This is a genomic window from Amycolatopsis sp. TNS106, from assembly GCF_019330265.1.
Lineage (GTDB): Bacteria > Actinomycetota > Actinomycetes > Mycobacteriales > Pseudonocardiaceae > Amycolatopsis > Amycolatopsis lurida.
The window spans coordinates 2,336,549-2,350,258 of the sequence record NZ_CP024972.1 but is presented as its reverse complement, the minus strand read 5'-3'; the positions used below and the strand labels follow the sequence as shown (position 1 = coordinate 2,350,258).

Below are 13,710 nucleotides of genomic sequence, written 5' to 3'. Positions count from 1 at the left end.
CGTTCTGTCGCCGGATGTTTTACGTGGGCTGCTGTTGGTCGGTGTCGGCTTGTCTGTCCGACCATCCCCAGTCAAATCGGGTACTGTGCTCTGCGGGTTGTTCGGGTCCCGCGTGGTAGACCCTGGGGCGTGTGCACATCCCGTGGATGAAGCCGGGTGGATCGTCGACCGCGGCTTGCAGTGTCGCCTGCCAGTTTGCGCCGAAGTTGACTCGCAGGACCCTGCCGACACCTGGATGGCTCGCGGCGACGGTCTCCATCGCGTCGGTGAAGGCGTTGGAGTAGACCTCTTGTTGTGCGTCCGGGGGCAATCCGTCGATGTCCATGCTCGCGAGCATGGACATCGATTGGTCGAGCCGGTGGCGGAGGAAGTCTGGTAGGCCGTGGATGTCCTGGCCGGACTTCCGCGCGGCGAACCCGACCAGATAGCCCATGACGCTACCGCAGTACGCTTCTTGATCATCTCGCCGCAGCCCGTCGAGCATGGAAACCGCCATCGTGTCCGCGAGCTGAACCTGGTGGGTGTCGGCATCCATGGGGCGCCGCAGGGTGAACATGGCGTCGTCGGGAATCCGGCGTCCGAGCTGATCGTCGAACTCTCCTGTCCACGTTTCGTGATACCGGTCAGTGCCTGCGATCCGCTCGCGATGCGAGGGTGCCTTGGTGATCCGGCCGTGGGCGATTCCGTTGAACATTAACCGCAGCTCGGGTTCGGTCTCCAGGCGTTGGCCGATGATCATCCGGGCCCGGGTGACGACCTCCTGACGGTCCAGACCGTCGTCGGACATCTGAGTTCGCAGGCGCTGGCGCAGTGCCCGGTAGCTTGCGTAGATCTGCTCGCTGTCGCGGTGCGGCTCCCGCATCTTCCAGAAGGCGTTCTCCATGAGGGAGACTTCGGTCATCGCGGCCGTTTCGGCTGTGAACAGCTCACGGTTGCCGCGCTCCCGGTGCTCCAGGTCCTGGAGCCGACGTCGCCATTTCGCCGATAGGTAGGCGTCGCGGTCGGTCTTCTTCGCTTCGCGGCCCGAGATGAAGGCCGGATCATCGGCGAGTGCTGGCCTTTTCCGAAGTGCCGCCTCGGTGCCCGCGTCCACCAGTTCGTTGTACTTCTCGGCCTGCAGTTCCGCGGACGCGCGTACCGACGCGGCCCGCGCGTCGAGATGGTCTCGGATCCTGTCGCGCAAGGGCTGGAGGTACATGTCCATCTCGGTTGCGAAGTCGGGTGACAGCATACGCATCGCGGTCATCATCCCGACGGCTTGGATGATGGCACTGGGACTGACACCGTGTTGCAGCGGTTTGAGGCATGCCTGCATCATCATCTGGGTGTAGACCTCGTGCATGGCGTCGATTTCCCGGTCGCGTTCCTCGTCGTTGAATCCCGGTACCAGTAGCTTCGAGTCCCGCAGTGAACTCATATACTTCTCGCCTGCGGCACGAGTCGCCGCCCATAGTTCGCGCAGCGGTTCGCCACTGTTCGAGGCGTCGGGGGCATCGAGCCCCTCCACGGCGGAATCGCGGGATGGCGTGGCTGCCGCGGTGCGCTCCTGCGCTGCCGCCCGGAAGAATTCGCGCGCCCGTTGCCGAAGGCGCTCCCGGGTTGAGTTCGGCGCCGCTGATGGCTCTGTCTCGTCGACGATCTCGGCATCCGCCACGTCGTACTCATCACCGGGCCGCCATCCGGTGTAGGCGTTCTGCTGCCCTCGGCCTGGCCGTGGTGGTTGCCGGCCTGAACCCGCTGCTTCCGCTGAGGGGAGGTTCTTCGTCACCCGCCGACGGTGCGCCGGAGCGATCACGAGATCCTTGTTCTCGGCCATGTCAGACCTCCATCGAGAGTTCGTCGCCAGGTAGTTGCTCACTGGGTACGGCCTGCGGCATGCGGCGCGGGCGGGTGGTATTGACACTGATCGCGTGAGGTGAGCGCCGGACCGTCGCTCGTGTGCCGGCCTCGCCCCCGAGGACGTCGGGCTTGACGACCGAGGCGTCCAGCGTGATGTCCGCTGTGGGTGACTCGAGGCCACGCTGGTCAATGATGCTGACCGCGTGGTCCAGGTCGGCCCGGACCTTGCGTGTCGCGGTTGGCGCGAACTGCTCGTTTCTGTCGCCGGCGTAGAGGTTCTCGCGGTTCGCGGCGGCCTGGAGAAGGTCGTCGAAAGTTCCGCCGTAGGCCATGCGGTCCATGACGGTGCCCGCCAGCGCGGGATCGTTCTCGAGGTTGCGGATGAGCCCAGTAGCCGGGTCCTGCAAGGCGCGGGCTACCCGGGAGACGTAGAGCGGGTTGACCGTGACCCCGAATCCCTCGTTGGACTCGTAGAAGGTCCTGAACTGTGTTTCCCACTCGGCGACAGTGGCCTGCACGGGTTCGCCGTCGACGACCGCGGGCTGCCACTGGTTCGGGCCGATGTGCTCGAGTTTCCGACCGCGCCACAGGTCCCGCCCCGGGCCTTGGAGCATGGCGTATTTGTGCCGGGCTTCCGCGGCGTCGTGTTTGGCCTGGAGGATTGACTGGGTCACGGGGTAGGTGACCTCGAGGACGGCCTTGAGATCCTCGTTGCGTAGGGCGCGCACCGCCCGTTGGCTGAACGAGCCACCGAGGCCGGTGCCGTGGGCCTTGATCGCCGTGGCGAACATCGAGGCCTCCTGGTCGGCTTGAGTGATGCCGGGTGTGCCTTGTTCGTCGCCGAGGTTGCGGGCGTAGTCCTGGAGCTTCTTCTCGTTGCCTTTCGCGCCTGTGTCGACACAGACCTGGCGCACGCTGAGCAGATGCTCTTCACGGGAAGAGAACCTCAACGCGGTGCCGAACTCGTTGCGCTGTGCGTTCCGATACAGGTCGCTCAACTCTTCAGTGACGACCTGCTGAGCGAGCCGTACCTCTGCCGGTGTCTCGGTCCCGGTCATCGCATGGGTTCTGATCCTGTTGGCTTCGTTGCGTGCGCTGTCCAGGTCGTCGGCCAGCTCCGGGTTCTTCGATAGTGCGACCTGGGTGTCGAGTGACACCTGCATGGCCAGAGGGTGGGCGCCGTCCGGGCCCGTCACGCCGCAGTCCAGGAGATTCGCCGGCACCGTGAGCTTCTGGCGCGCTTCGGCCATGGCCGTCTCGCCGTGCAGTCTGACGACGGCGACTGCGTCGCCGTCGAAGTCGCCGTCGAAGCACTGATCCATCACCGGGTTGATCGCGGCTCCGGTGAGACGGTCGTCGATCGCGATTCGCATGTAGCGGACGCCCGCGTCGCGCAGAACGGGGTCGCGCCAGACCAACGCGTGGTCGCCTTCGGTCAGGCCCAGTTGGTGAGCCTTGACCGAGCTGAGAGCGATCTGATCGATGTCGAGCCGCGGATCCGCTGTCCACACCATGGTCGCCGAGTCCGAGAGCCGGGAGGACATCAGTCCGGTCTTGAAGATGTTGTTCTTCCCGGTGAGCATGCGGCTCCGAACGTCGGTCGTGATGGCCTCGAACGCACGCTGGGCGCGCGACACCGACTCGCTCATGCTCTGGCGGACCTCCGCACGCTTCTGCGGCGGCAAACCCGCACCGTCTAGGTATTCGGCCATGTATCGATATCGGCATGCCTCGACGAAGACATCCTGATAGCTACGTGTGTAGTCATGCGTGACCGAGGTCCCGTCGTCGAACTCCTGGCCACTGCGCAAATGTGATGACAGGACAGGTAGTTTCCACGACGTCGCGCTGAGCGTTTCGGTCTGCTCACCTGTGGGGTAGACCAGGGCGAACGGGATCTCCAGGTCTCCTCCCCGGTCGCCGATGAGGTTGCCGAACGACCTCCGCATCGCCGTGGTGTTGAGTCCCGGGGGCTGTCCTTCCTTGCGCGGTTGCGTGCGCAGCAGCTCCGGCATCGGGATGAGCCGGCGTTCGGGTCGCTCGTCGATGCCGTCGGCTTGTCCGACGATGCGTAATGTCCCATCGGCTTCCATGTCCAGGCCTGTCACCAGGAGAAATTCCCGGAGGTTCGACTCCGCCCCGCCGTTGTGTCCGTAGAATTCGCGCATGATCTCGGGGCATTGCTGCGATTGCAGGGCCCAGGCCAGCTGGGAGGACGCTTTCCGTCCCTTCCCGGAACGGACCTGTTCGTCGTCGTAGACCTTGGTCTTGTCGTCGACCGCCATGTGCGTGATGACGAACCGCATCTGCCCAAGAGCACCGGTGGTGTGGTCGCCGCTGGGGGAGGACAAATCTGCCACCGGTCCGTTCATGAGTTCCCGCGCGGACCCGGCGTTGCGTCGGGAGATGAGAGAGAACGGACTCATGACGACATCGAGATCCGGATTGGCCGCGAACCAGGCCACTTCATGTTCGATACCGTGCTCGCGGGCGTGGGACGGTCTCATGTGCCGATCGACGACAAGGGAGACCACGCCTTTGTTGCCATGAAGGTCGGACAGCTTGTCGCCGACGACGAGGTCGCGCAGCTGGCCGCCGGCTCCGCGGATCCGGTGCGTCTCCGCGAACTCACGGCTGATGACGATTGGATCGTCCGCTGTCCACCCGCCGAAGGTCATCAGCGCCGTACCTGTCGGCGGGGTGACCGCCGACGACTGCATGATCGTCGACGCTGTCATTTGCTGCCGGTCGAAAGGGTCGTACCGCAATGTCGCGAGTTCTGGCCTGCTCATGAGCGGGGCCCGGCTCCCGGTCACCGTGGCCGGGTCGCCGGGAAGAATCGTGCCGTCGGCGTTCACCACGGCGTCCTCGGTCAGGTACCGGACGATGCCCTGGTTGGTCGCACTACCGGTCATGACGGGGTCGAAGTATCCGCCGGGCGCGGGGACCTGGTTCATGTCCGTCGCGGTCAGGACGGCCATGTTGCGGCCACCGGCAAGACGCCAGGGGTCGAAGTAGTTGTCGTTGGCGGGGTCAGTGTGATCTCGCTCGGCTCGGTACTCGGCGTAGATCGTCGCGCCCTGCTTGATCTCGTTCGCGTAGCGCACTCGCCTCCCCTCGGTGCGCAGGATCGTGGCCGTCCAGGCATCGATCGAGGTGTGGACCTCGCCGGTGAGATCATCGCGTTGGGAGGGGGTGGCACGCTCGATGAAATCCACCGGGTGCTTCGTGCTGTAAAGCTGTGAGTAGACCGTGTTGAGTGAGGCGGGTTCGCCGACCTGGCTTCGGCCGGACACGAGATCGCCGGCGAGCTGATACTGGATTCGTTCGTGCATGAGCTGCTCGTAGCCGCGCAGGATCGTCCGTTCCTCGACCGATGTCGGGGCTTCGCCTGGCGTCTGTGCGGTGATCCTGGCTTCGTAGCCCGGAACGATGAGCGCGTTCTCGCCGCTGGCGAATCGGGTGATGATCTCGCCGTACTCGCCTGGTTCGAATACCTGGCCGAGTTCACCGGTGATGGGGACCGCTGTTCCGTCCCGCCGCAGTTTCTCGCCGCTCCAGCGGATGATGCCCTGGGGGTCGACGAGGATGTCCTTGGGTGTCGTGGCGTTGCGGGCCAGAGTGTCGTGCACCGTCTCGCCGATCCGCCGCAGGAAAGAGGACGCGTGCTGGGCGATCGGAATGGCGGCGTCCGCGTCGAAGGTGACGATCCGGTCCTTGAACCGCCTCGCCTGGAAGCCCGACCCCAGCAGCTGGTCAGGGGCGATGGAGCAGCGGCGCAGGGCGGCTGCGAGATTGTCGAGGTTCGACCACTGGCCGGCCGGGCTGGTCATGTACTTCGCCACGCGTGCCGGATCGAAACGCTGGTCGATCCACTCGTCGTCGACGGCGTGAGGTTGCGGCTCCCAGGTCCCGATGAGTTCGAAGGCGACATCGTCGGCGTGGTCGCGGACCTTGTCGGCAGCCGAACCCGCATAGGCGAGGTTCCCCAGGTCAGGGACTTCGTCGGCCCGCAGTTCGCCGATCTGATCCAGGCGTTCCCGATACATCGCTTCGGTCGCGCCCGGGCGGAGCAGCTCGCCGCGGGTCCCGGTGAGCACCTCCCAGTACGAACCCTGAATCGCCGCGATCTCGTCATCGGCGGCATACCGGGGTGGCTCCAGATCCTCGGCGACCCCTCCCGTGCGTGTCCACTCGGCCTCGGCGTGCGCGATGAGTGTCTCGACGTCGAGTGCGGAACGTAGGTTCTCCCGCGCGCTTTCCACGGCCTCGCGCGTGTAGGCCTCGGCGGCGTCGGCGTCGACGAAGAAGGCCGGAAGTGTGCGGTTCTTGGCGTCACGCCGGAGGAGAATCTTCGATCCGGGACGAGGGCGCGACTCGCCTGGAACCACGTAGTCGCCGACGACGAACATCGACTCCCGGTCGAGATGGTAGCTATCGGGAACGTCAAGAATGGTGCGGCCACGACCGTGCTCGGGGTGTGTTGTGCCGATCTCGCCGACCGCGACGCCGGGACTGTCGTCACGATCGACACGACGGCCCTGGGCAAAGCGCAGCAACCTGACGGCCTCCGCCGCAGTCGGGGACGGGACCGCCATACCCCCGGGGACCCGATAGTTGGTGGAGTAACGCAGGACCGTGCCGTTGTCGTAGATTCGTGCCCCGGCGTACTCCTCCTGCCGGGTGTCGATGAGCCGGATCTCCATGCCGGTGCCGGCGATCTTGGCTTTGATCTGACCTGGGTCGCGATCCCGTACCACCGTGTAGGCCACACCCTGGGACTTGAGCTCATCGAGCAGCGCGGCACACCGCTGCACCGCGCGTGCAGACATGAACCGATTGCGGTCGACCCTGGCGGTCTGCGGATCACGCCCGCCGTCGATGACCCATTCTCGGATCTGCTCGTACTCCTGGCGGCTCATCTTGTCCATGAGTGCGGTGAGCCCTGCCGCGTCGTCGTCGGTCATCGCCCGGCCGGCCTCGCGCGGAACGCCCTCGTCGTCGAGGCGCCACAGCTTCATGTTCCCTCGCCTCGGGTCGGCGAGCGTGTCCACCTCGCCGTCCGATACCCGCGCGATCGTCTCGTCGGTGAGGTAGACAAGACCGGTGCCCGCGCGCTTCACCGTGGCGCGTTCTGACCAGGCGGGGTCGTAGGGGCTGATCGGCAACCGGGAGGAGGTCGGATCCGCGCGGGCCCCGACACCGGTGATCTGTGTGAACTCCTCCTGCAAGCGCTGGTAGCGTTGATCGCCGGGGCTATGATCGCCGAACTGGGGTGCGTAGCCGGGTACGCGCTCCGCGAAGGCCTGGTCGATGGCGGTGAGGCAGTCAGTCACGGTCAGGCGGGGATCGGCCATCGTCGTGCCCTGATCGCGCAGGAGCCCGTCGACGCGGTGGCGGATGGCTTTGGCCTGCGAGATCGGGATGATCTGCCCTGTCTGGTGCCGGGCCTGTTCGACTGCCTTGAATACGATGTACTCGTAGAAGTACCTGCGCAGCCCGTGTGCCTTCTTCATCTGTGCCAGCCTCCTGTGAATCTTGGATCCGATAGCCCTCTACGTAGCATATCGTGTCTATCGATAGGAGAGTGATACGTGATTGAATGACTGAAGTCGTCATTCTGGTGGCCGGCTGCGGCGTCAAGGAGCCGCGACAGCCGAATCTGGCGGGTGTCGCGGTTCGCCGGCGACTAGTTTGCTCTCATCTCCACCGCCATCGCCCGGTCGAACGCCCCGTCGGCCAGCAACTCCCAGCTCGGAAGGGATGCCAGATACTGATAGAAGGCCGTGTGGATCCTCACGGTGCTCAGCGACTGCAGATCCTCGGCGGTGATGTCCTCGTCGGCGTAGATCCGCGCTGCTGGATCCCGGATCTTGCCGTTGATCTTGTGGACCGCGTCCCGGAATTGAGCGGATCGCACGTGGCTGATGTAAGTCCTCGTGCCATCAGCGCTGAGCAACTCGCCGTCCCGGCCGACCGTGAAGTGCTCCTCGTCCCGCTCGAGGTCGACCTGACAAGACTTGTATGCCTCACTGAACTGGATGTCGAGGCTCTTGATCTTCGCGGATCCGTCCGGGTTGACTAGCATTTCCCTGCTGATGGTTCCCTCGGCGTAGATCCGGCGCTGCCGCACGCTGTTGGCCGCCGCGCGTTCAGCGAGCTCCGTGGCGACCAGGACGTTGTCGACGAAGTCGTCTTCGCTGAACATCATGGTCGCCCCGTACTCCTCGGGATCGACGACCACCGGGGTGTCCGGTGCCCGATCGTCGACGACCGCAGTCATCATCGTGATGACTTCCATGACCTCGTCGGCGTAGACGTCAGGATCGAGACGCTCGATGTCGACGTCCTTGTACCCGTAGGTCTGCTGGTAGAGGGTCTTGGCATCCGCAGCGCGGACGGCCTGCCGCATCCGCTTGTCCAGCATCTTCACGAAGTCAGGCTGGTTCATGCGCACGTCGAAGTCGACGGCGGACGACAACGTGGGGATCGTCTGCAGGGAGTACTCGTGTCCTGGGTGGGTGATCGTGTTCCGAAACAGCCGCCATGACATCGGCAGGATCGTCTGGTTGCGATTCCACACGGGAGCGTCACCGGCGCGAAAGACGATCGAGTTGCGCGGCGGGAGGAACGCCAAGTCGTTGTAGGAGATGAGCGGCTCATCCTTGGTGTTCATGGTGTACGAGACACGCCCTTCGGTCTTGCCGCCGACGATCCTGTCCAGGTCCTTGCTGATCTGCTTGGAGTCCACGTATGACCGGTGTGTTCGGCCGCTCATCTTTTCCAGCTGCTCGATCATGGAGTCGTCGGTCGACTTGAGAAAGACGATGTTGGAGGTGTTTCCCTGGACGATTTTGTCCACACTCTCGCCGTAGACATCGCGCAGTTGCTGCAGGGTCTGGAGAACGAGCGTGAACTGCTGATCCTGTCCCAGTCCGATGGAGAGCATCGTCGCGAAGCCGGCGATGCCGTGCCCTTCCGACTGCAGATTGCCTAGTTCGTCGAGCATGAATCGTGTCTTGTACAGCGGCTTCTGACTACTTTTGGTCATGTAGCTCTTGTCGAAGTTCAAGTCGACAAGCTGCTTGATCAAGATGAGGATCAGCTTCGCGTACTTCATCAGATGCGGTGGGGTCACCAGAAACACAGCTTTGGGCGACTCGGAATACCGTACGGTCGTGCGGGTGATTGCCCTGGCCTCACCGGAGACCTTCTCTGGGTTCCCTCCGCCGGAGAAGTCCAGCCGCGTGTGCGGGTACATCGTGTCCCCGGGCTCGAACGACACGATTTTCTCGTCTGCGGTCCGGCCGTCACGTACGGGGCGCACCTCGCGTAGAACGCCGTTCTTGATGACCTTCTTGCCCGTGACAGGCTCGATCACGTAGTGCCGGCCGTTGAGCGATACCTGATAGTTCTTCTTGAAGTGGAAGAAGAATACGCGCACTAGCATCTTTGACTGCGGGTTGACGAGTTCGAGTTTGATCCATGCTTCGTCGGCTGGAAACTTTCCCTTGAAGTAGTAGCGTGTCCACCCCTCGGTCGTGACGATGTCGGTGTGCTCGAACTCCGCGCCGAGGGACGCGGAGAACATCGGGTCCTGGTATGCCGACCACACCGACTGCAGGCCCTTGAGATGATCCCGTTTGAGGTAGTTCGGCGCGAAGCGAACGCCGAAGCGCCGGGGGAAGCTCAACCCGCCCAGATCGGTGTTCTGTGACGGTTTTCCGGATGTCAGGGTCGAGATCGTGGGATCGGTGAAGAATGACATCGCCGTGATCGCGATGCCATAAACCGAGGCGAGCATCTTCTCGGCACCTGCCATGGCACGTAGCGCGTTGTTGGCGTTGCCGATCAGCGTTCGCATCGTGTTCGTCGGCAGTGCCTCGGTCGCGTTGAAGAACAGTGTCAGCATGTCCTGCTCAGCGCGGCCTTCCCACAAGAACTCCTGCTCCGCGACCTTTGCCTGTTCGGCCTCCAGTAGTGACAGGTCGTCCTCGAACTCTCCGGCTTTGATTCGCTTCTCCAGTTCCGCTGCGGGATTCCTGAGTTTCTTCGACGTCAATTGAACGAAGAGCTGATAACAATTGTAGAGAGAGACCTTTCCCCACATGTCATCCAGACGCTGCTCCAGTGTCTCCAGATCCATGCCGGTCAACGAGGCGACCTCGCGCAGTTCGCGTTCTTCTTCCAGGTAGAAGTCGATGAGGCCGTAGGCTGCGCGTTTGAAGGCGTTGTTCGCAGCGTTGGGCCACACCGGGTCCTCGCCGCCGTCGAGCGGGAAGAACACGTCGGCGATGTTCTCCACGTACAGTGCGCACTTGGTCGAATCACCCTCGCGGGCAGCCTCGGCTGCCAGGCCGAGCACGTTGTAGATGTCGGTCTTCATGGCGTTGATGAGGTTGAACTGAACGGGCTCGAAGCCGCGCGTGACCAGGGGGACGTAGTTCTTCACCAGCAGTTCGCCTTTGGGATCGTTGACCACCATGTTCGACGGCTTGATCTCCCTGCTCCACATATCCAGCAACGGCTCTATATAGGTCTGTCCCTTGCCTGCGCGGGTGATGGCCAAAACCATCGTGTTAACCGGGGCGGTGTCCACGATGTAGGCACCCGCCGGTCGCTGGACTTCAAACTTCGGCAGGGTCCAGTCGGCCCTGATGAGATCGGCGACGGTCTCGTGGGTGCCGAGCTTGTCGTGGAGCTTCCCGCCGGGGTTGTACGGGATCAGCGTCGTGTCGTACTTATCGCGCAGGTTCTTGTCCCGGGGCAGGCCCGACGTCTCGAACAGGTCGTCTCCGAACCGCTCGTCGATGATCGGTTCTGACGTGGTGATCGGATTTCCCGCGGAGTCCTCCATGATCTCACCGGCGTAGTAGAGGACACTTCCGTCCTCATCGAGGATGTCGGTCTCCGCGCGCCGGTACACCGTCACCGTGCCCAGTCCCTTGTTCCGGAGCATCATGTGACTGATCATCGAGCTGACCTGCACGGCGGAGTGTGCGCCGGCGTCCGGGAACCAGTCGTACTTACGCTGGATCTCCTGGGGAAGCGCTATATGCTGGTCGTTTTGATATTGGTTGATGTCGTCCGTGGTGTTCATCAGGTTCGCCGCGGCGACACGGCGCCAGAACCAGGTCGCGACGATGATCAGGGCCAGGGAGCCAAAACCGAGGGTGACGACAAGCTTGACCAGGGAGACGCTGGCCATTTGCTCGCCCACGCTCAGGGCACCGCGCTCAGGGATCTCTGGGTTGCTCCCGCCGTCGTTGTTCCGTTGCTGGGACCACCAAGCGGGAACAGGTACCTCGCCAGGCGTGGAATAGCACTTCGACCGGGTGTCGGGGAGAGCGCGTTCTGTCAGAGGCCGGTAGCACGGCCTCACCGTGCCGTTGGCGCCGGTCGTCTTCTCTTCCACGTAGTAGGTCTTCGGTGTGCCGCTGTGGTCACGCGAACCGGCGGTGATCGTCGCGCCCGCGGAGAGGACTGCGGAGGCGACGACCGAATACACTGTCCAGACCGCGGCAGCTGCGAGGACAGCAGCGACGGCGGCGGCGATCAGACCAGGTCTCCTGGAACGTCGGGTCTGGAGTTTGCCGCGGTCGAGCTGCTGGTCGTCGTAGACGTCCCTGTTCGTCAAGGTGGCGCTGGACGGCCGGCGCGACACCTTGTCCCAGTTGCTCGCTTTCGGGTGTGATGCCCGCCGGTCGCTGATAGCCATGTCTCACTCCCCGCTTCTCGCCACACCTCGGGCGGTGTCGAGTTGTCGTTCGTCGTGTTCCTCGGCGAGGTGCCAGGAGGCGACCGTGGCGACGGCGCTACGCACGTCACGCTCCGGTCAACCGCCCAGGACGGCGCCCGCTATGAACCCCGCCACCGCGAGCAGCACCGCGATCGCCACCATCACGATGATGAGGATTCGTGTGGTGCGTCCCTGAATCGCTGAGGCTTGTGTCAGCTGCTGGACGTGAGCCGCGTGGTCGTCCTTGAGCTGCGTGACTCGCTCGGCCAAGCGTTGTTTCTGTGAGCTCTCGACGGTTTCCAGCTGGCGCAGCAGGTCCGCGACCCGTGCAATCTGAGCCCTCGTGCGCTCCCGTTCGAGTCCGAGGCTGTGTTGCCACTCAGCGTCGCGGACCTGCAGGCTGGCCACTGCCTCCCTGCGATCGCGCTCCTGCTGGCCCTCCAGCAGGCGGACGCGCTCGTCGTGCTCGCTTCGCTGTGCTTGGAGAAGCGCATCCTGCTCGCGGCGCACCTGTGCGATCTCGTCGGCGTTGCGCTGATGCTCTGTCAGGGCAGCGGCGTGCGCGATGTCAGCCTTGCGGTTGTCGTCGACGACCTGCAGGATGTCGGTCCGCCACTGGGCGAGGCGCTTCTCCTCGACTGCGCGGAAATCTTCGAGGCGCTCTGTGAGCGCCTCGAAGATCCGGGTGGTGCCGATCTGCATTCTCAGGCTGGCGTCTGAGCGGCGCACACGCAGGAGCTCCTGCAGGTCATGGGTGTAGGCGTTCTCCAGGTCACGGTCGACCTCGCTGACCGCGTCGCTGAGCTCTCGTTCCATCTTCGCCCGGTTGCGTGCCATGAACTGCGTCTGTGCGTGTAATGAGGCCTCTTGGCCGCGAGCGGCCGCCTGCTTCTCGTAGTCGTTGACGATCCGGCTCTTGGCCTCCTGGACCCTGGTGGCCTTCTCCGACAATCGATCGAGGTGAGCCTGGTCGATATCGTCTTTGAGCACCTTGTAGCGCGAGCCGTCGCGGTCCGTGGCCACATCCCGGATGACCTGTTCCACGTGCGCCGATGTCAAGGTGACGAACATGAGACGCAGTTCGTCCTGGTGTGCCGCGCGCAGTTGGGCGAGATCGGCGTTTGCCTGCTGGCTGAGGTAAGCCACCTGGTCACTCAGCCAGTCGGTGGTGCCGTGCGGCATGTCGATCTGCACAACCGGCGCGCCGATCGCGAACGTCGTGTTGAACTCATCGAGCCGTACGGTCAGGTCGAGGTCCTCGGAGAGAAACCGTCGGGCGATGGTGTCACGTGCCTCGTCCTGATCGGCCAGCGAGGCCGCACCATGCATGTCGTGCTCTGTGACAGCCTCGTCGCTGCCGACGGATCCGTCCTCGTCGTCGAACTCGGCGAGACCGGCGGTGTCCCCGAAAGCTACCTCGTCGGGCTCCACTTCGATCGGACCGTCGGGGTTCTCAGCGTCCTCACCATTGAGCCCCGACTCGGGGATTGGACTCGTCTCGGGATCATCGGCGGGATCGTGGTGGGAGTCGTCGCCGACGTCGTGTGCCGGGGTCGTGGTGGCAGGGGCGTCTGCCACGCCACTGTGGTCGCGCCACGCCTGGGCGCCCACTGCGTCTTTCAGCTCGAGCGAACCAGCGCATACCGCCTTGGCTTGGTCGAAGGTGGCGCTCTCGGCGAGATCGATCAGCAAGCCGTCGCTTGAATCCTGCCACACAACAGCCCAGGTGTACGCGGCGCTGGTCAGGAGTGCGTACTCGGAGATCCGCTCCAGTGTGTCGTCGCTGGGGATGATGCCGAAGATCTCGTCCCTCAACATCGCTGCCGTTGCGACAGTCTTGATCTGATCCGAGCCGATGAGTTCGATGATCGAACCTTTGGCCTCGTTCCGACCGTGGCGTTTGCTCAAGCCTCCGATGTCCGCAGCGGCGAGGATGAGCACGACCCACGCCGTGCCGCTGGGAAAGACGAAAGGCTTGTTCCGGCGCAGCAACTCGACCGCCGCCGGTACGGCAGTTTCCCGGACCACCGACGAGAGGAGCTCGTCCGGCCGCTTCTTCCGGTCCTTCCTGTGGGAGGCCGCGTCAGATCCCCGAATCCCCATCACAGCTGCCCCCTTCGATCGAGAACTCT

The 13,710-nt window shown here is 64.0% G+C and carries 4 protein-coding genes; all 4 read right to left on the bottom strand.

What is annotated here, in order from left to right; translation table 11 throughout:
• Window positions 1-19 precede the first annotated feature (19 nt).
• The gene (locus CVV72_RS10470) at window positions 20-1,816 is read right to left on the bottom strand and encodes a hypothetical protein (RefSeq protein WP_219152245.1); all 1,797 of its coding nucleotides are present in this window, start codon (window positions 1,814-1,816) and stop codon (window positions 20-22) included.
• A gap of 1 nt (window position 1,817) precedes the next feature.
• Window positions 1,818-7,355 carry a hypothetical protein gene (locus CVV72_RS10465; RefSeq protein ID WP_219152244.1) on the bottom strand — a complete coding sequence of 1,846 codons (5,538 nt, stop codon included), beginning with the start codon at window positions 7,353-7,355 and terminating at the stop codon, window positions 1,818-1,820.
• A gap of 173 nt (window positions 7,356-7,528) precedes the next feature.
• Entirely contained in the window at window positions 7,529-11,557 is a 4,029-nt protein-coding gene (locus CVV72_RS10460) for a type IV secretory system conjugative DNA transfer family protein (protein WP_219152243.1), read from the bottom strand.
• 117 nt (window positions 11,558-11,674) lie between these two features.
• Window positions 11,675-13,681 carry a hypothetical protein gene (locus CVV72_RS10455; RefSeq protein WP_219152242.1) on the bottom strand — a complete coding sequence of 669 codons (2,007 nt, stop codon included), beginning with the start codon at window positions 13,679-13,681 and terminating at the stop codon, window positions 11,675-11,677.
• Window positions 13,682-13,710 lie beyond the last annotated feature (29 nt).

Excerpts from the sequence above, each read along its gene's own strand:
- CVV72_RS10470 (WP_219152245.1), bottom strand. The coding sequence starts at position 1,816 with ATGGCCGAGAACAAGGATCTCGTGATCGCTCCGGCGCACCGTCGGCGG.
- CVV72_RS10465 (WP_219152244.1), bottom strand. The coding sequence starts at position 7,355 with ATGAAGAAGGCACACGGGCTGCGCAGGTACTTCTACGAGTACATCGTA.
- CVV72_RS10460 (WP_219152243.1), bottom strand. The coding sequence starts at position 11,557 with ATGGCTATCAGCGACCGGCGGGCATCACACCCGAAAGCGAGCAACTGG.
- CVV72_RS10455 (WP_219152242.1), bottom strand. The coding sequence starts at position 13,681 with ATGGGGATTCGGGGATCTGACGCGGCCTCCCACAGGAAGGACCGGAAG.